Source organism: Kitasatospora sp. SC0581, from assembly GCF_048159585.1.
Classification (GTDB): domain Bacteria; phylum Actinomycetota; class Actinomycetes; order Streptomycetales; family Streptomycetaceae; genus Kitasatospora.
Genome location: NZ_JBLRWA010000006.1, coordinates 185,966 through 204,547 on the forward strand (window position 1 = coordinate 185,966; position 18,582 = coordinate 204,547).

16 protein-coding genes are annotated in these 18,582 nt (G+C 71.7%); 10 read left to right on the forward strand and 6 right to left on the reverse strand.

The window, feature by feature from the left end; translation table 11 throughout:
• The first annotated feature begins 20 nt into the window (after positions 1 to 20).
• The 9 genes from uvrC (at position 21) to ACLWS4_RS13365 (ending at position 9,484) form a co-directional block, all read left to right on the forward strand.
• Complete coding sequence (uvrC, locus tag ACLWS4_RS13325; protein ID WP_416874216.1) at positions 21 to 2,060, forward strand: excinuclease ABC subunit UvrC; 2,040 nt, start codon at positions 21 to 23, stop codon at positions 2,058 to 2,060.
• Positions 2,061 to 2,178: 118 nt separating this feature from the next.
• Entirely contained in the window at positions 2,179 to 3,063 is an 885-nt protein-coding gene (gene rapZ / locus ACLWS4_RS13330; protein ID WP_234348205.1) for an RNase adapter RapZ, read from the forward strand.
• A 63-nt stretch (positions 3,064 to 3,126) separates the two neighbouring features.
• Positions 3,127 to 4,224, forward strand: coding sequence for a gluconeogenesis factor YvcK family protein (locus ACLWS4_RS13335; RefSeq protein WP_079271949.1), 1,098 nt, complete (start codon positions 3,127 to 3,129; stop codon positions 4,222 to 4,224).
• A complete protein-coding gene (gene whiA / locus ACLWS4_RS13340; protein WP_049649611.1) occupies positions 4,215 to 5,195 on the forward strand; it encodes a DNA-binding protein WhiA in 981 nt (326 codons plus the stop codon). Before ACLWS4_RS13335 ends, whiA begins: the two co-directional genes overlap by 10 nt.
• Before the next feature lie 306 nt (positions 5,196 to 5,501).
• Positions 5,502 to 6,509: a type I glyceraldehyde-3-phosphate dehydrogenase gene (gap, locus tag ACLWS4_RS13345; RefSeq protein WP_049649612.1), complete on the forward strand. Its 1,008-nt coding sequence runs from the start codon at positions 5,502 to 5,504 to the stop codon at positions 6,507 to 6,509.
• A 154-nt stretch (positions 6,510 to 6,663) separates the two neighbouring features.
• On the forward strand, positions 6,664 to 7,875 hold the full coding sequence (locus tag ACLWS4_RS13350; RefSeq protein ID WP_049649613.1) for a phosphoglycerate kinase: 1,212 nt from the start codon (positions 6,664 to 6,666) through the stop codon (positions 7,873 to 7,875).
• Between the two features lie 6 nt (positions 7,876 to 7,881).
• Positions 7,882 to 8,667, forward strand: a complete 786-nt coding sequence (tpiA, locus tag ACLWS4_RS13355) for a triose-phosphate isomerase (protein WP_049649614.1) — start codon at positions 7,882 to 7,884, stop codon at positions 8,665 to 8,667.
• An 87-nt stretch (positions 8,668 to 8,754) separates the two neighbouring features.
• Positions 8,755 to 8,991, forward strand: coding sequence for a preprotein translocase subunit SecG (gene secG / locus ACLWS4_RS13360; RefSeq protein ID WP_049649615.1), 237 nt, complete (start codon positions 8,755 to 8,757; stop codon positions 8,989 to 8,991).
• Between the two features lie 205 nt (positions 8,992 to 9,196).
• Positions 9,197 to 9,484, forward strand: a complete 288-nt coding sequence (locus ACLWS4_RS13365; protein WP_030238413.1) for an RNA polymerase-binding protein RbpA — start codon at positions 9,197 to 9,199, stop codon at positions 9,482 to 9,484.
• Positions 9,485 to 9,580: 96 nt separating this feature from the next.
• Here the strand turns inward: ACLWS4_RS13365 and pgl are convergent, their stop codons facing one another.
• The 5 genes from pgl to tkt form a co-directional block, all read right to left on the reverse strand.
• Positions 9,581 to 10,369 (reverse strand): 6-phosphogluconolactonase, encoded by a 789-nt coding sequence (gene pgl / locus ACLWS4_RS13370; RefSeq protein ID WP_049649616.1) that lies wholly within the window; start codon positions 10,367 to 10,369, stop codon positions 9,581 to 9,583.
• Complete coding sequence (opcA, locus tag ACLWS4_RS13375) at positions 10,366 to 11,478, reverse strand: glucose-6-phosphate dehydrogenase assembly protein OpcA (protein ID WP_049649617.1); 1,113 nt, start codon at positions 11,476 to 11,478, stop codon at positions 10,366 to 10,368. The genes pgl and opcA overlap by 4 nt, the downstream gene beginning before the upstream one ends.
• On the reverse strand, positions 11,475 to 13,031 hold the full coding sequence (gene zwf / locus ACLWS4_RS13380) for a glucose-6-phosphate dehydrogenase (protein WP_049649618.1): 1,557 nt from the start codon (positions 13,029 to 13,031) through the stop codon (positions 11,475 to 11,477). The genes opcA and zwf overlap by 4 nt, the downstream gene beginning before the upstream one ends.
• Before the next feature lie 61 nt (positions 13,032 to 13,092).
• Positions 13,093 to 14,235, reverse strand: a complete 1,143-nt coding sequence (gene tal / locus ACLWS4_RS13385) for a transaldolase (RefSeq protein ID WP_380744584.1) — start codon at positions 14,233 to 14,235, stop codon at positions 13,093 to 13,095.
• 87 nt (positions 14,236 to 14,322) lie between these two features.
• A complete protein-coding gene (gene tkt / locus ACLWS4_RS13390; RefSeq protein ID WP_074001673.1) occupies positions 14,323 to 16,422 on the reverse strand; it encodes a transketolase in 2,100 nt (699 codons plus the stop codon).
• Between the two features lie 462 nt (positions 16,423 to 16,884).
• On the opposite strand from tkt, the gene ACLWS4_RS13395 reads away from it, so the two are divergent.
• Entirely contained in the window at positions 16,885 to 17,832 is a 948-nt protein-coding gene (locus ACLWS4_RS13395) for a heme o synthase (protein ID WP_074001672.1), read from the forward strand.
• Positions 17,833 to 17,897: 65 nt separating this feature from the next.
• Here ACLWS4_RS13395 and ACLWS4_RS13400 read toward each other — a convergent pair whose 3' ends face one another.
• On the reverse strand, positions 17,898 to 18,539 hold the full coding sequence (locus tag ACLWS4_RS13400) for a DUF2461 domain-containing protein (protein ID WP_416874217.1): 642 nt from the start codon (positions 18,537 to 18,539) through the stop codon (positions 17,898 to 17,900).
• Positions 18,540 to 18,582: the final 43 nt, after the last annotated feature.

Here is an 18,582-nt window from a genome sequence, read left to right on the forward strand (position 1 = left end):
CCACTCGGTACGGTGGACCCATGGCTGACCCGAGCACCTACCGCCCGGCGCCCGGTGCGATCCCGACCTCCCCCGGCGTCTACAAGTTCCGCGACGCCCACGGCCGGGTCATCTACGTCGGCAAGGCCAAGAGCCTGCGGCCGCGCCTGTCGTCCTACTTCCAGGACCTGGCCGGCCTGCACCCGCGCACCGCGACCATGGTCACCACCGCCGCCTCGGTGGAGTGGACGGTGGTCGCCACCGAGGTCGAGGCGCTCCAGCTGGAGTACTCCTGGATCAAGGAGTACGACCCGCGGTTCAACGTCAAGTACCGCGACGACAAGAGCTATCCGGAGCTCGCCGTCACCCTGAACGAGGAGTACCCGCGGGTCCAGGTGATGCGCGGGGCGCACAAGAAGGGCGTGCGCTACTTCGGCCCGTACGGGCACGCCTGGGCGATCCGCGAGACGGTCGACCTGCTGCTGCGCGTCTTCCCCGTCCGCACCTGCTCCAACGGCGTCTTCAAGCGCGCCCGCCAGGTCGGCCGGCCCTGCCTGCTCGGCTACATCGGCAAGTGCGCCGCGCCCTGCGTCGGCAAGGTCTCGGCGGACGAACACCGCGCGCTGGCCGAGGACTTCTGCGACTTCATGGCCGGGCGCACCGGCAACTACCTGCGCCGGCTGGAAGACCAGATGCAGGAGGCCGCCGCCGAGCTGGAGTACGAGAAGGCGGCCCGGCTGCGGGACGACATCGGCGCCCTCAAGCGCGCGATGGAGAAGAACGCCATCGTGCTGGCCGACGCCACCGACGCCGACCTGCTGGCCCTGGCCGAGGACGAACTCGAGGCCGCCGTGCAGATCTTCCACGTCCGCGGCGGCCGGGTGCGCGGCCAGCGCGGCTGGGTCACCGACAAGGTCGAGGACGTCGACACCGCGGGCCTGGTCGAGCACGCCCTCCAGCAGCTCTACGGCGGCGGCGAGTCCGTCCCGCGCGAGGTGCTCGTCCCCGCCCTGCCGGAGCCGGCGGAGCCGGTCCGCGAGTGGCTCGGCGGCCTGCGCGGCAGCCAGGTCGACCTGCGCGTGCCCCAGCGCGGGGACAAGAAGGACCTGATGGCCACCGTGCAGCGCAACGCCCAGCAGGCGCTGGCACTGCACAAGACCAAGCGCGCCTCCGACCTCACCACCCGCAGCCGCGCCCTCCAGGAGATCGCCGACGCGCTGGAGCTGGACTCCGTCCCGCTGCGCATCGAGTGCTACGACATCTCCCACCTCCAGGGCGAGGACGTGGTCGCCTCGATGGTCGTCTTCGAGGACGGCCTGGCCCGCAAGAGCGAGTACCGGCGCTTCCAGATCAGGGGCTTCGAGGGCCAGGACGACGTCCGCTCGATGCACGAGGTGATCAGCCGACGCTTCCGCCGCTACCTCCAGGAGCGCGAGCAGACCGGCGAGTGGGCCGTCCCCGAGGAGGACGACCCCGACACCGCCGCCGCCGGCACCCGGGACGAGGAGGGCCGCCCCAAGCGCTTCGCCTACCCGCCCCAGCTGCTGGTCGTCGACGGCGGCCAGCCGCAGGTCGCCGCCGCCAGGCGCGCCCTGGACGAACTCGGCATCGACGACGTCGCGCTGTGCGGCCTGGCCAAGCGCCTGGAGGAGGTCTGGCTGCCCGGCGAGGACGACCCGGTGGTGCTGCCCCGCTCCAGCGAGGGCCTCTACCTGCTCCAGCGGGTCCGCGACGAGGCGCACCGCTTCGCGATCAGCTATCAGCGCAACAAGCGTTCCAAGCGACTCACCGCCGGGGAACTGGACTCCGTCCCGGGCCTCGGCGAGACTCGCCGCCGGGCGCTGCTCAAGCACTTCGGTTCGCTGAAGAAGCTCCGGGCCGCCACCGTGGACGAGCTCTGCGAGGTACCCGGCATCGGACGCCGCACCGCGCAGACTGTTGCGGAGGCGTTGTCGTCCCGTACACCCGCCGCACCCGCGGTCAACACCGCGACCGGCGAGATCATCGAGGACGGGGCCGAGCAGGCCGCCGGGCCGGTGGCCGCAGCACCCCAGACCGCACCATCCCAGGAGACGCCATGACGGCCGACGCCGCCCGTCAGCCGGTGTGCCCCGGCCCCGCCCGCCTGCCCGGGCCGGGGAAGGGCGGCCGAGCCGTACGCGTACTCCCCAGCAGAAAGACCGAGAGCGGGGAACCGAAGTGACCGTGTCAGACGTGGCCGAGAACGCGCCGGAGCTGGTGATCATCTCCGGTATGTCCGGAGCCGGCCGCTCCACCGCCGCCAAGTGCCTGGAGGACCTCGGCTGGTTCGTGGTGGACAACCTGCCGCCGGCCCTGATCCCGACCATGGTCGACCTGGGCGCCCGTTCCCAGGGCAACGTCGCCCGGATCGGCGTGGTCGTGGACGTCCGCGGCCGGCAGTTCTTCGACGACCTGCTCACCTCGCTGGACGAGCTGGAGAAGCGCGGCGTCCGGCTGCGGGTCGTCTTCCTGGACTCCTCCGACGAGGCGCTGGTGCGCCGCTTCGAGAGCGTCCGCCGCCCGCACCCGCTGCAGGCCGACGGCCGGATCGTGGACGGCATCGCCCTGGAGCGCGACCTGCTGCGCGACCTGCGCGGCGAGGCCGACCTGGTGATCGACACCTCCAACCTCAACGTGCACCAGCTGCGCGCCAAGCTGGACGCCCAGTTCGCCGACCACGACGAGCCCGAGCTGCGCGCCACCGTGATGTCCTTCGGCTTCAAGTACGGCCTGCCGGTCGACGCCGACCTCGTGGTGGACTGCCGCTTCCTGCCCAACCCGCACTGGGTGCCCGAACTGCGGGCCCGTACCGGCACCGACGCGGACGTCGCCGGCTACGTCTTCCAGCAGCCCGGAGCCAACGAGTTCCTGGACGGCTACGCCCAGCTGCTGCGCATCATCACCGAGGGATACCGCCGCGAGGGGAAGCGCTACATGACGCTTGCCGTAGGCTGCACCGGTGGCAAGCACCGAAGCGTCGCCATGTCCGAGCGTCTGACCAAGCGTCTCATCGCCGACGGAGTCGAGACGGTGCTCGTCCACCGTGACATGGGACGGGAGTAACCGCCGCCGCCCTGCCGGGCCCGCCGGCGGAGTGGTCGGCGGGCCGAGGAACGCGAGGTGAGTGTGGCGGGATACGTGCCCGGGCGGCAGCCGCAGAGCAGGACCGGTGACCGGGCGGGCAGCCCGGCCCGGCCCACGGCGCCGGGCCGTCCGCGCAGCAGTCCCGCCCGCGCCAACCCGGCCCCGAGGATCACCGCGCTCGGCGGCGGGCAGGGCCTGTCGGCCTCGCTGTCCGCACTTCGCCGGCTCACCAGCGACCTCACCGCCGTGGTCACCGTCGCCGACGACGGCGGCTCCAGCGGCCGGCTGCGCGAGGAGCTGGGCGTGCTGCCCCCGGGCGACCTGCGCAAGGCGCTGGCCGCGCTGTGCGGGGACGACGACTGGGGCCGCACCTGGTCCGAGGTGATCCAGCAGCGCTTCACCGGCAACGGCGAGCTCGGCGGCCACGCCGTCGGCAACCTGCTGATCGTCGCGCTCTGGGAGAAGCTGGGCGACCCGGTCGCCGCGCTGGACTGGGTCGGCCGGCTGCTCAACGTGCAGGGCCGGGTGCTGCCGATGTCGGCGGTGCCGCTGGACATCGAGGCGACCGTCCGCGGCCACGACCCGGCGCGCCCCGGCGAGGTCACGGCCGTCCGCGGCCAGGCCGACGTCGCGGTCACCCCGGGCACCGTGCAGTCGATCCGGCTGCTGCCGGACGAGCCGCCCGCCGTCCCGGAGGCGGTCACCGCCGTCCGGGAGGCGGACTGGGTGGTGCTCGGCCCCGGCTCCTGGTTCACCAGCGTGCTGCCGCACCTGCTGGTGCCCGAGCTGGCCGCGGCGCTCACCGAGACCCGCGCCCGCCGCCTGCTCACCCTGAACCTGGCCCCCCAGCCCGGGGAGACCGAGGGCTTCACCCCGCAGCGCCACCTGGAGGTCATCGCCGACCACGCTCCGAACCTCGCGGTGGATGCGATCCTGGTGGACGAGCGCGCCGTCACCGGCGGGGCCTTCGGCCAGGCCGACCTGGACGGCCTGGCGAAGGCCGCCGAACGGATGGGCGCGGCTCTGGTGCTCGGCTCGGTGGCCCGCACCGACGGGACGCCGCGACACGACCCCGAGCTGTTGGCGGCAGCGTACGACCGGATTTTCCGGACACATGGAAGGATCGGGCCATGGCGATGACTCCAGCGGTGAAGGACGAGATCAGCCGGCTCCCGGTCACCCGGGCCTGCTGTCGCAAGGCGGAGGTGTCGGCGATCCTGCGGTTCGCGGGCGGGCTGCACATCGTGAGCGGCCGCATCGTGATCGAGGCGGAGCTCGACACCGGAGCGGCGGCACGGCGGCTGCGCAAGGACCTGCTGGAGATCTTCGGGCACTCCTCCGACCTGGTGGTGATGGCCCCCGGCGGGCTGCGCCGCGGCAGCCGCTTCGTGGTCCGGGTCGTCAAGGACGGCGAGCTGCTCGCGCGCCAGACCGGGCTCGTGGACGGCCGCGGACGCCCGATCCGGGGCCTGCCCCCGGCAGTCGTCTCCGGGGCCACCTGCGACGCCGAGGCGGCCTGGCGCGGGGCCTTCCTGGCGCACGGCTCGCTCACCGAGCCGGGCCGCTCCTCCTCGCTGGAGATCACCTGCCCCGGCTCCGAGGCCGCCCTCGCCCTGGTCGGCGCCGCCCGTCGGCTCGGCATCCCGGCCAAGGCCCGCGAGGTGCGCGGCGTGGACCGGGTGGTGATCCGCGACGGCGACGCGATCGGCGCCCTGCTGACCCGGCTCGGCGCGCACGAGTCGGTGCTCGCCTGGGAGGAGCGCCGGATGCGGCGCGAGGTGCGCGCCACCGCCAACCGGCTGGCCAACTTCGACGACGCCAACCTGCGCCGCTCGGCCCGCGCCGCGGTGGCGGCCGGCGCCCGGGTGGCCCGCGCGCTGGAGATCCTCGGCGACGAGGTGCCCGAGCACCTGGCCGCGGCCGGCCAGCTGCGGATGCAGCACAAGCAGGCCTCGTTGGAGGAGCTGGGCGCGCTCGCCGACCCGCCGCTGACCAAGGACGCGGTGGCCGGCCGGATCCGCCGCCTGCTGGCGATGGCCGACAAGCGGGCCTCCGAGCTGGGCCTGCCCAGCACCGAGGCGAGCCTCACCGACGAGATGGCGATGAACTGACGCCCACGGTCACACCCCGTGATCACGAAGGCCGGTGCCCGGACCCCCGGGCGCCGGCCGCGGTCGTTTCCGGACAGCCGCGACACTCCCGAATTGGTAGAGACCACTGAGCTGGGACCAACTGCCCGGCGGGCCAGGGCCGGACGGCCTGAAATGGGGTTTGGGGCACGCCACGCCCGGTCTCACCAGGCGGCGCGATGTGCCGTCCCAGGCCCCGGAGGGGTAGGGTCGTAGGCGGTCGGGGACTTCCCAAATCTCACCCCCGCCGGGCCTCGCGCCCGGCGTACCTAACGAGGAGATCGGTTCGTGACGATCCGGGTAGGCATCAACGGCTTCGGCCGCATCGGCCGCAACTTCTTCCGCGCGGTCAAGGCTCAGGGCGCGGACATCGAGATCGTCGGTGTCAACGACCTCACCGACACGAAGACCCTGGCTCACCTGCTCAAGTACGACACCACCCTGGGCACCCTCCAGGCCGAGGTCTCGCACACCGAGGACAGCATCACCGTCGACGGCCACACCTTCAAGGTGACCGCCGAGCGTGACCCCGCGAACCTCCCGTGGGCCGCCCTGGGCGCCGACATCGTCGTCGAGTCCACCGGCATCTTCACCAAGGCCGAGGCCGCGAAGAAGCACCTCGCCGCCGGCGCGAAGAAGGTCATCATCTCGGCGCCCGCCACCGACGAGGACGTCACCATCGTCCTGGGTGTCAACGACGAGAAGTACGACGCCGCCAACCACCACGTCATCTCCAACGCCTCGTGCACCACCAACTGCGTGGCGCCGATGGCGAAGGTCCTGAACGAGAGCTTCGGCATCGTCAAGGGTCTGATGACCACCGTCCACGCGTTCACCAACGACCAGGTGACCCTGGACTTCCCGCACAAGGACCTGCGCCGTGCTCGTGCGGCCTCGCAGAACATCATCCCGACCTCGACCGGTGCCGCCAAGGCGACCGCCCTGGTCCTGCCGGAGCTGAAGGGCAAGCTGGACGGCACCTCGCTGCGCGTCCCGGTCCCGACCGGCTCCATCACCGACCTGGTCGTGACCCTCGAGCGCGAGGTCACCAAGGACGAGGTCAACGCGGCCTTCCAGAAGGCCGCCCAGGAGGGCCCGCTCAAGGGCATCCTGGCCTACACCGAGGACCCGATCGTCTCCTCGGACATCGTGAACGACCCGCACTCCTGCATCTTCGACTCGCAGCTGACCATGGTCCAGGGCAACCAGGTCAAGGTGCTCGGCTGGTACGACAACGAGTGGGGCTACTCGAACCGCGTGGTCGACCTGGTCGGCCTCGTCGGCGGGCAGCTCTGACCTCGCGGGAGCTGACGTGATGTAGGGGCGAGGGCCTGGTCGGCGTACGGTGCCGACCGGGCCCTCGTTCCGCGCTCAAGGACTTCTCAGGCGGCCCCTGCGCCGTGCCGCCTCACTGCGCATCAACCATCTCCCCAGGAGAATCCGAATCCCCGTGAAGACCATCGAAGAGCTCATCGAAGCCGGTGTCGAAGGCAAGCGCGTCTTCGTGCGCGCCGACCTGAACGTGCCGCTGGACGGCCGCACGATCACCGACGACGGCCGCATCCGCGCCGTCGCGCCGACCATCGCCAAGCTGGCCGCGGCCGGCGCGAAGGTGGTCGTCGCCTCGCACCTCGGCCGTCCCAAGGGCGCGCCGGACCCGCAGTTCTCGCTCGCCCCGGCGGCCGAGCGCCTCGGCGAGATCCTCGGCAAGGGCGTCGCCTTCGCCACCGACACCGTCGGTGACAGCGCCGCGGCCACCGTCGCCGCGCTGGCGGACGGCGAGGTCGCGCTGCTGGAGAACCTGCGCTTCAACGCGGGCGAGACCAGCAAGGACGACGCCGAGCGCAAGGCCTTCGCCGAGCAGCTGGCCGCGCTGGCCGACCTGTACGTGGGCGACGGCTTCGGCGCCGTGCACCGCAAGCACGCCTCGGTCTTCGACCTGCCGGCCCTGCTGCCGCACGCCGCGGGCGACCTGATCGCCACCGAGGTCGGCGTGCTGAAGAAGCTCACCGAGGACGTGGCCCGCCCGTACGTGGTGGTGCTCGGCGGCGCCAAGGTCTCCGACAAGCTCGGCGTGATCGACAACCTGCTGGAGAAGGCCGACCGGATCCTGATCGGCGGCGGCATGGCGTACACCTTCCTCAAGGCCAAGGGCCACGAGGTCGGCATCTCGCTGCTCCAGGCGGACCAGATCCCGACCGTCCTGGAGTACCTGGCCCGGGCCGAGGCGCGCGGCGTCGAGTTCGTGCTGCCGGTCGACGTCCTGGTCTCCGCCGAGTTCCCGGACCTCAAGACCAAGGCCCCGGCGAACCCCTCGACCGTCGCCGCGGACGCCATCCCGGCCGACCAGGAGGGCCTGGACATCGGCCCCGGGACCCGCGAGCTGTACGCGGCCAAGCTGGCCGACGCGGGCACCGTGTTCTGGAACGGCCCGATGGGCGTCTTCGAGCACCCGGACTACGCGAACGGCACCAAGGCCGTCGCGCAGGCCCTGCTCGACAGCGACGCGTTCACCGTGGTCGGCGGCGGCGACTCCGCCGCGGCCGTCCGCATCCTGGGCTTCGACGAGACGAAGTTCGGGCACATTTCGACCGGCGGCGGCGCCAGCCTCGAGTACCTGGAGGGCAAGACCCTCCCCGGTCTCGCCGCTCTGGAGGACTGACAGCACATGACCGACCGTCTCCCGCTGATGGCGGGCAACTGGAAGATGAACCTCAACCACCTTGAGGCCATCCAGCACACCCAGAAGCTGGCCTTCGCGCTGGCCGACAAGGACTACGCGGCCGTCGAGGTCGCCGTCCTGGTGCCGTTCACCGACCTGCGCTCGGTGCAGACCCTGGTCTTCGGCGACAAGCTGAAGATCAAGTACGGCTCGCAGGACATCTCGCAGCACGACGGCGGGGCCTACACCGGCGAGGTCTCCGGCCCGATGCTGGCCAAGCTCCAGTGCACCTACGCGGTGATCGGCCACTCCGAGCGCCGCCAGTACCACGGCGAGAACGAGGAGATCGTCAACGCCAAGGTGAAGGCCGCCTACCGCGCCGGGGTCACCCCGATCCTGTGCGTCGGCGAGCCGCTGGAGATCCGCAAGGCCGGCACCCACGTCGAGTACACCCTGGCCCAGCTGGACGGCGGCCTGGCCGACGTCCCGGCCCACCAGGCCGAGTCGATCGTGGTCGCCTACGAGCCGGTCTGGGCGATCGGCACCGGCGAGGTGGCCACCCCGGAGGACGCGCAGGAGGTCTGCGCCGCCATCCGCGGGCGGATCGCCGAGCTGTACGACGCCGAGCTGGCCGGCAAGGTCCGGGTGCTGTACGGCGGTTCGGTGAAGTCGTCGAGCGCGGCCGGCCTGATGGCCAAGCCCGACATCGACGGCGGCCTGGTCGGCGGTGCCTCGCTGGACGCCGACGAGTTCGTCAAGATCGTGCGCTACCGTGAGCAGGCAGTAGGCTAACGCCGCCGCAGCAACGTAGGCTTTGGGGCCGGACCGCCGTACGCGGCCCGGCCCCTTCGCCGAAGATACGAGAGAGTTGGTCCCGTCGTGGTTCTCGGGTTCTCGATTGCCCTGATCATCTTCAGTCTGCTGATGATCCTTCTGGTGCTGCTGCACAAGGGGAAGGGCGGCGGCCTGTCCGACATGTTCGGCGGTGGCTCGATGTCCACCGGCGGCGGTTCGGCGGTGGCCGAGCGCAACCTGGACCGCATCACCATCGTGGTCGGCCTGGGCTGGTTCGCCTCCATCATCGTCCTCGGCCTGCTGATGAAGTCCTCGGTCTGACGTAACCCTGACGCCCCGTCGCCCGAGCGCCTATCCTGGGACGGTCGGGTGCGGAGGCGGTGGTGGCGGAGGCTTAACTCCTGCTTACACTAGGACGACTTTCGCCACCGACGCGCACCGCGGCGGGTCGGCGCACCAGTACGCAGGGAGTCAGACCGTGGCAAGTGGCAATGCCATCCGTGGCAGCAGGGTCGGGGCCGGCCCGATGGGCGAGGCGGAGCGCGGCGAGTCCGCCCCGCGCAACCGGATCTCCTTCTGGTGCGCGAACAAGCACGAGACCCGTCCCAGCTTCGCGGCCGAAGCGGCGATCCCGGACACCTGGGACTGCCCGCGCTGCGGTTTCCCGGCCGGCCAGGACCAGCACAACCCGCCGGCGCCCTCGCGCAACGAGCCGTACAAGACCCACCTCGCCTACGTCCGCGAGCGGCGCACCGACGCCGACGGCGAGGCGATCCTGGCCGAGGCGCTGGCGAAGCTCCGCGGCGAGATCTGAGCGGAGCGCCGGAGCGGAACGCAGCGGTCCGGACAGAACAGCGCGAAGGGCGCCCCCGTCGGTGACGGTGGCGCCCTTCGGCGTTGCCGGATCCGGTCAGGCCGAGGCCGGCGGGTAGAGCTGCGGCGGGATCCGCTCCGCGGCGGCGCGGTCCAGCAGCCACAGGGTGCGGCTGCGGCCGTACGCGCCGGAGGCGGGCGCCTGGAGCTCGCCGGGGCCGGACAGGGCCAGCGCGACCGCGCCCGCCTTGTCCTCGCCGGCGGCCAGCAGCCAGACCTCGCGGGCGGTGCGGATCGCCGGGAGGGTGAGCGAGACCCGGGTCGGCGGGGGCTTGGGGGCCCCGCGCACGCCGACCACGGTCAGCTCGGTCTCCCGGACGCCCGGGTGCTCGGGGAAGAGCGAGGCGACGTGGGTGTCCGGGCCGACGCCGAGCAGCAGCACGTCGAAGGCCGGGACGCCGAGCCGGTCGCCCGGCCCGGCCGCCTTCGCCAGCTCCTCGGCGTAGCGGGCGGCGGCGGCCTCCACGTCCGAGCCGTCCACGCCGTCCGAGGCGGGCATCTCGTGCACCCGCGCCGGGTCGAGCGGGACGGCGTCCAGCAGCTCGGCGCGGGCCTGGACGGCGTTGCGCTCCGGGTCGGCGGCGGGCAGGAAGCGCTCGTCGCCCCACCAGAGGTCCAGCCGGCCCCAGTCGACCGCGTCGCGCGCCGGGGAGGCGGCGATCGCGGCCAGCAGGGCGTTGCCGTTGCGCCCGCCGGTGAGCACCACCGAGGCGCTGCCGCGGGCGGCCTGGGCGTCCACGATCCGGGTGATCAGCCGGGCCGCGGCCGCCTGGGCCATCAGCTCCTTGTCCCGGTGGACGACCAGCTGCGGGGTCGCGTTGGTCATGCGCCGTCCTTGCCGGTGCGCTTGCCGGCGGCCTTGCGGGCGGGCTTCTTCTCCGCCGTCCCGGCGGTCACCCGCTCGGGGTTGGCCACGGCCTGCTCCACGGCCGCCTCGGCGGCCTCCTCGACGGCCTCCTCCGCGACCTCGCGGGCGACCTGCTCGGCCGCCGCGGTCTCGGCGTTGGACGGCTCGTGCAGCCGGTCGACGGGCGTGCGCACGGCCGTCGCGTAGATGTCGTCCGGGTCCAGGCGGCGCAGTTCCTCGGCGATCAGCTCCGAGGTCTCGCGCCGCTTGAGCGCCACCTGGCGGTCCGGCGAGCCGGGCATGGAGAGCGTGCCCAGCAGGCCGTCCGGGCGGTCCAGGGTGATGTCCCCGTCCTTGGTGCGCAGGTGCACCGCGGTGATGCCGGGGCCGTTGGTGACGACCCGCTCGACGGGCACCTGGAGCCGGTTGGTCAGCCAGAGGCCGAGCAGCTCGACGCTGGGGTTGTAGGACTCGCCCTCGACCACCGCGGAGACGATCGTGGACGGCCGCTGGTCCAGCGCGGCGGCCAGCATCGAGCGCCAGCCGGTGACCCGGGTCCAGGCCAGGTCGGTGTCGCCCGGGGTGTAGCTCTGCGCGCGCTGGGCGAGCTGGCCGACCGGGGACTCGGCGGTGACGGCGTCGGTGATCCGGCGCTGGGCGATCGAGCCCAGCGGGTCCTGCGCCGGGTGGTGCGGAGCGTTGTCCGGCCACCAGACGACGGTCGGGGCGTCCGGCAGCAGCAGCGGCAGGACCACCGACTGGGCGTGCGCGGCGAGTTCGCCGTGCATCCGCAGGACGACCGTCTCGCCGGAGCCGGCGTCGGAGCCGACCAGGATCTCGGCGTCCAGCCGGGTCTCGGCGCGGGCCCGGGGCGAGCGCCCGGCGCGCTTGATCACCGCGAGGGTGCGCATCGGGTGCTCGCGGGAGGCGTCGTTGGCGGCCTTGAGGGCGTCGTAGGCGCTGCCCTCGTCGGTCACGATCACCAGGGTGAGCACCATGCCGGCGGCGCCCGAGCCGCGGGCCCGGCGCGCCTCCATCAGCGCGGCGTTGATCTTGCTGGACGTCGTGTTGGTGAGGTCGATCTTCATGGCCGGCGCCAGCTCCTGCCGTCTCGTGCGAGCATCTCGTCCGCCTCGACGGGACCCCAGGTCCCCGCCGCGTACTGGGCGGGCTTGCCGTGGGTGTCCCAGTACTTCTCGATCGGGTCGAGGATCTGCCAGGAGAGCTCGACCTCCTGGTGGCGCGGGAACAGGTTGGCGTCGCCGAGCAGCACGTCGAGGATGAGCCGCTCGTACGCCTCCGGGCTGGACTCGGTGAAGGACTCGCCGTAGGCGAAGTCCATCGTGACGTCCCGCACCTCGAAGGAGGTGCCCGGCACCTTGGAGCCGAACCGCACCGTCACGCCCTCGTCCGGCTGGACCCGGATGACCAGGGCGTTCTGCCCCAGCTCCTCGGTCGCGTAGGAGTCGAAGGGCAGGTACGGGGCGCGCTGGAAGACGACCGCGATCTCGGTCACCCGGCGGCCCAGGCGCTTGCCGGTGCGCAGGTAGAACGGGACGCCCGCCCAACGGCGGTTGTTGATCTCCAGCTTGATGGCCGCGTAGGTGTCGGTCTTGGAGTCGGGGTCGATGCCGTCCTCGTCCAGGTAGCCGACGACCTCCTCGCCGCCCTGCCAGCCGGCCGCGTACTGGCCGCGCACGGTGTGCCGGCCGAGGTCGGCCGGGAGCTTGACGGCGCTGAGCACCTTGAGCTTCTCGGCCACCAGCGCCTTCGGGTGGAAGGAGGCGGGCTCCTCGATGGCGGTGAGCGCCATCAGCTGGAGCAGGTGGTTCTGGATCACGTCACGGGCGGAGCCGATGCCGTCGTAGTAGCCGGCCCGGCCGCCGATGCCGATGTCCTCGGCCATGGTGATCTGCACGTGGTCGACGTACGACCGGTTCCAGATCGGCTCGAACATCTGGTTGGCGAAGCGCAGCGCCAGGATGTTCTGGACCGTCTCCTTGCCCAGGTAGTGGTCGATCCGGAAGACCTCGTCCCGGGGGAAGACCTCGTGGACGACCTTGTTGAGCTCCTGAGCGCTCTCCAGGTCGTGGCCGAAGGGCTTCTCGATGACCGCGCGGCGCCAGGAGCCCTGCGGCGGGTCGGCCAGGCCGTGCTTCTTGAGCTGCTGGACGACGGTGGGGAAGAACTTCGGCGGGACGGACAGGTAGAAGGCGAAGTTGCCGCCGGTGCCCTGGGCCTTGTCCAGCTCCTCGATGGTCTCGCGCAGCTTGTCGAAGGCCTCGTCGTCGTCGAAGGTTCCGTGGACGAACCGCATGCCCTTGGCGAGCTGCTGCCAGACCTCCTCCCGGAACGGGGTGCGGGCGTGGTCCCGGACGGCGTCGTGGACCTCCTTGGCGAAGTCCTCGTCGTCCCACTCGCGGCGGGCGAAGCCGACGAGGGAGAAGCCCGGCGGAAGCAGACCGCGGTTGGCCAGGTCGTAGATGGCCGGCATCAGCTTCTTGCGGGACAGGTCGCCGGTGACCCCGAAGATGACCAGACCGGACGGCCCCGCGATGCGCGGGAGCCGTCGGTCGGAGGGGTCACGAAGCGGGTTGACGGGGGCGGGCGGGAGGTCGTCCGCGTCCGATTCCGGAGTCAACTCGGGGAAATCAGTGCTCACTTGATGGGCTCCGCTTTCGTGCGCTGGCTGTGAGCAGGGGTCACTTCTCGTCGGCGAAGGAGGCGAGCGAGGCGGTGACGGTGTCGAGCAGCTCGTTCCAGGACTGCTCGAACTTCTCGACGCCCTCGTCCTCCAGGAGCTGGACGACGTCGTCGTAGTCCACGCCGGCGGCGGCGATCGCGTCCAGCACGGCCTTGGCGTCGGCGTAGTTGGGGACGATCGTGTTGCCGGTGACCACGCCGTGGTCGCCGGTGGCCTCCAGGGTGGCCTCGGGCATCGTGTTGACGGTGCCGGGGGCGACCAGCTCGGTGACGTACAGGGTGTCCGGCAGGGCCGGGTCCTTGACGCCGGTGGAGGCCCACAGCGGGCGCTGCGGCTTGGCGCCGGCGGCCTCCAGGGCGGACCAGCGGGCGCTGCCGGCGGTCTTGCCGTCGACGCTGCCGAAGACCTCCTCGTACGCCTGGTAGGCGAGGCGGGCGTTGGCCAGCGCGGCCTTGGAGCGCAGGTCCTTCGCCTCGCCGCCGATCTTGTCCAGGCGCTTGTCGATCTCGGTGTCCACGCGGGAGACGAAGAAGGAGGCGACCGACTCGATCTGGGAGAGGTCCAGGCCCTTGGCCTTGGCGGTCTCCAGGCCGGTCAGGTAGGCGTCGATGACGGCCTTGTAGCGCTCCAGCGAGAAGATCAGCGTGACGTTGACGCTGATGCCCTTGCCGATGACCTCGGCGATCGCGGGCAGGCCGGCCTTGGTGGCGGGGATCTTGATGAAGACGTTCGGGCGGTCGACCAGCCACCACAGCTGCTTGGCCTCGGCCACGGTGGTGGCGGTCTCGTGCGCCAGGCGCGGGTCGACCTCGATGGAGACCCGGCCGTCGCGGCCGTTGGAGGCGTCGTAGACCGGGCGCAGCACGTCGGCCGCGTCGCGCACGTCCGAGGTGGTGATCATGCGGATCGCCTCGTCGGTGGTGACCTTGCGGACGGCGAGGTCGCGCAGCTGGCCGTCGTAGGAGTCGTCGCCGGAGCCGGCGATGGCCTTCTGGAAGATGGTCGGGTTGGTGGTCACGCCCACCACGTGCTTGTTCTGCACCAGTTCGGCCAGGTTGCCGGAGTTCAGCCGCTTGCGGCTGAGGTCGTCCAGCCAGATCGCAACGCCTTCGTCGCTGAGGCGCTTCAGTGCGTCAGTCATGGTGCTTCAGTCCCTTGTTCTTGCTTCGTGGGGTGGTCGGGAGGGGCCGCGTGCCCGCGTGCGGGCGGGCACGCGGCCCGGGGGCCGCTAGCGGTTGACGGCCTCGAGGGAGCGCAGGGCGTTGTGGGCCTCGGCCACCACGCGCTCGGTGGTGATGCCGAACTCCTCGAACAGCACCTTGTAGTCGGCGGAGGCGCCGAAGTGCTCCAGCGAGACGATCCGGCCGTGGTCGCCGACCAGCTCGCGCCAGCCCTGGGCGATGCCGGCCTCGACCGAGACGCGTGCCTTGACCGACGGCGGCAGCACGCTGTCGCGGTAGGCCTGGTCCTGCTCCTGGAACCACTCGAAGGACGGCAGCGAGACCACCCGGGTGGCGATGCCCTCGGCCTCCAGCGCCTCACGGGCCTGGACGGCCAGCTGGACCTCGGAGCCGGTGCCGAGCAGGATCACCTGCGGGTCGCCGGTGGAGGCCTCGGCCAGGATGTAGCCGCCCTTCGCGGTGCCCTCGGCGGAGCCGAAGACCTCGCGGTCGAAGGTCGGGACGCCCTGGCGGGTCAGCGCCAGGCCGACCGGGCCGGGGTGGCTGGTGTGGCGCTCGACGATGGTGCGCCAGGCGACGGCGGTCTCGTTGGCGTCGGCCGGGCGGACCATGGCCAGGCCCGGGATGGCGCGCAGCGAGGCCATGTGCTCGACCGGCTGGTGGGTCGGGCCGTCCTCGCCGAGGCCGATCGAGTCGTGCGTCCAGACGTAGGTGACCGGCAGCTTCATCAGCGCGGCCAGGCGGACGGCCGGGCGCATGTAGTCGGCGAAGACCAGGAAGGTGCCGCCGTAGACCCGGGTCTTCCCGTGCAGGGCGATGCCGTTCATGGTCGAGCCCATGGCGTGCTCGCGGATGCCGAAGTGGATCGTCCGGCCGTACGGGCTCGCCGACTTCAGCGGGTTGCCCTCGGGCAGGAAGGAGCTGTCCTCGTCGATGGTGGTGAGGTTGGACTCGGCGAGGTCGGCCGAGCCGCCCCACAGCTCCGGGATCACCGCGCCGATCGCCTTGAGGGTGTCGCCGGAGGCCTTGCGGGTGGCGACGTCCTTGCCGGCCGGGAAGGACGGGACGGCCTTCTTCCAGCCCTCGGGCAGCTCGCCGGCCTCGATGCGGTCGAACTCGGCCGCGCGGTGCGGGTTGGCGGCGCGCCAGGCCTCGAAGCCCTGCTGCCACTGGTCGCGGGCGGCCTTGCCGCGCTTGATGACCTGGCGGGCGTGCCCGATGACCTGGTCGCTGACCTCGAAGGTCTTCTCCGGGTCGAAGCCCAGGACCTTCTTGGTGGCGGCGATCTCGGCGGCGCCGAGCGCGGAGCCGTGGGCCTTGGCGGTGTTCTGGGCGTCCGGGGCCGGCCAGGCGATGATCGTCCGCATCGCGATCATCGACGGGCGGGAGGTCTCGGCCTTGGCCGCGGCCAGCGCCTCGGCCAGGGCGGCCACGTCGATGTCGCCGTTGGACTTCGGGGTGACGCGCTGGACGTGCCAGCCGTACGCCTCGTAGCGCTTGAGGACGTCCTCGGAGAAGGCGGTCTCGGTGTCGCCCTCGATCGAGATGTGGTTGTCGTCGTAGACGGCGACCAGGTTGCCCAGCTTCTGGTGGCCCGCCAGCGACGAGGCCTCGGCGGAGATGCCCTCCTCCAGGTCGCCGTCGGAGACGATCGCCCAGACCGTGTGGTCGAAGGGGGACTCGCCGGCCGGGGCCTCCGGGTCGAACAGGCCGCGCTCGTAGCGGGCGGCCATCGCCATGCCGACCGCGTTGGCGATGCCCTGGCCCAGCGGGCCGGTGGTGGTCTCCACACCCGCGGTGTGGCCGTGCTCGGGGTGGCCGGGGGTACGGCTGCCCGCGACGCGGAAGGCCTTCAGGTCGTCCAGCTCCAGGCCGTAGCCGGCGAGGTAGAGCTGGGTGTAGAGCGTCAGGCTGGTGTGGCCGGGGGAGAGGACGAAGCGGTCGCGCCCGACCCAGGACGGGTCGGTCGGGTCGTGGCGCAGGAACCGCTGGAAGATCAGGTACGCGGCCGGGGCCAGCGACATGGCCGTCCCGGGGTGTCCGTTACCGACCTTCTGGACAGCGTCCATGGCCAGGACGCGCGCCGTGTCAACGGTGCGCTCATCCAGATCGGTCCACTCGAATGCGTTCGTCGGCGCAGTGCTCACCCTGTCTCAGGGCTCCTTCCATTGTGAAGAGTGACCCCGTGAATGGGGACCGGGTCGGCCACGGCGCTGTGGTCCCGACGCTGGGTGGTGCCGGTCACGGAGGGTAGATCCCGCTTCTGTCCGCGAGCCTACCGTCCGGGGTGCGGCTCACCCTCCGTGCTGGGACAACCGGCAATTCCGCATGCAGATTCCCACTGGAGCGGTGCGGATGGATTTGTCCCAGACTCTCCCGGTTCGCGCCGTCGCGCCGCTCCGGTGGTCAGGACGGGCTAGCGGACCCGCCGGAGGCGCTCGACGGCCCCGCCCGGGCGGTTCACCCGGGGGTGTGCGTTCCGCCTCGCCGGGGGACCCCGGAGCCGGATGGGATATATGGAACGTCTATGGTGTCGTGGTACGCGCAGAGCGGACGATTCGGGACCCTTCGTTCCTGTGGACGCCTGCGAAGATTCATCTTCAGTTGGGGTGTTAGTGACCGCCGTCGAAACCCGTCCCGCCGGGGTCACCGGGGCGACTCCTGCGCACCGGCCGTTCGGGGCCCGTGTCGGCGCGTTCGTCGCATTGACCAAGCCGCGGATCATCGAGCTGCTGCTGATGAGCACCGTGCCGGTGATGTTCCTGGCCCAGCAGGGCGTGCCGAACATGCTGTTGGTGCTGAAGGTCGTCGTCGGCGGCTACCTCTCGGCCGGCGGCGCCAACGCCCTCAACATGTACATCGACCGCGACATCGACGCGGTCATGTCGCGCACCGAGCGGCGTCCGATCGTCACCGGGATGGTGTCGCCGCGCGAGGCGCTGGTGTTCGGCATCGTCCTCGCCGTCGTCTCGACGCTTCTGCTGGGCTTCGGGGTCAACTGGCTGTCGGCCTGGCTGGCGCTCGGCGCGCTGCTGTTCTACGTGTTCGTCTACACGCTGGGGCTCAAGCGGCGCACCTCGCAGAACATCGTCTGGGGCGGCATCGCCGGCTGCATGCCCGTCCTGATCGGCTGGTCCTCGGTGACCAACTCGGTGTCCTGGGCCGCGGTGATGCTGTTCCTGGTCGTGTTCTTCTGGACGCCGCCGCACACCTGGGTGCTGTCGATGAAGGTCCGCGACGACTACGAGCGGGCCGGCGTGCCGATGCTGCCGGTCGTCAAGGGCAACGTGGCCGTCGGCAAGCAGGTCGTCGCCTACTCCTGGGTGATGGTGGCGGTCTCGCTGGCGGTCTGGCCACTGGGCCACATGAGCTGGCTGTACCCGGTCGCCGCGGTGCTGCTGGGCGGGGCCTGGCTGCGCGAGGCGCACGCGCTGTACGGGCGGGCCAAGGCCGGGATCGTGGGCGCGAAGCTCAAGGAGATGCGGCTGTTCCACTGGTCGATCACCTACCTGTCGCTGCTGATGGTGGTCTGCGCGATCGACCCGTTCGTCAAGTAGAGGCTTACGAAGTAGAGGCTTACGCGAAGAGCCCCGGTCCGGGCGGACCGGGGCTCTTCGCGTTCTCAGCGGGCGGGCAGCTCGGAGGGGCCGACGTGGCCGTCCAGCCAGTCCCGCAGCGGCTGGGAGGCGTGCAGGAAGCCGGTGATCCGGGTGTGGGCGGCGCGGGTGCCCAGCCACTTCGCGGGCTCCCACTCCTGCCAGGCCACCAGGCCCTTGTGGCGCAGCAGCCCGATCCGGGGGTGGTCCTTGGGGTAGCCGCGCGGGGCCGACTTGAGGGAGTCCCGGCCCACGACCAGCGGGCCCTGCTGCTCCACCCGGGCGATCACGCGCTCCAGCTCCGCGCCGGTGACGTCCTCCGCGACGGCGGCGCGGTAGCGCTCCAGCTGGTCGGGGGCGAGCTGGTAGAGGCCGTTGCCGCAGGCCAGTCCGTCGGCGGAGAGCTGGATGTAGCCGCCGCTCTCCAGATGGGCGCCGATGTGGGTCTTGTACGGGGACTTGTCGGCGCTGAACCGGACGTCGCGGTTGGGCCGGAAGATCTTCCCCGGCCCGAACTCCGGCTCCAGCTCGGCGAGCAGCAGCTCCATCGGGGCCCGGACGACGCCGTCGTAGACGTCCTTGTGGGCCTGCCAGAAGGTCTTGGAGTTGTCGGCTTCCAGGTGCTCGTAGAAGTCGAGCGCCTCGGCCGGCCAGCCGGAGAAGGTCACCCCTCCAGTATGTGGCCCGGTGCACAGGGCGCTCCCGTCGCCA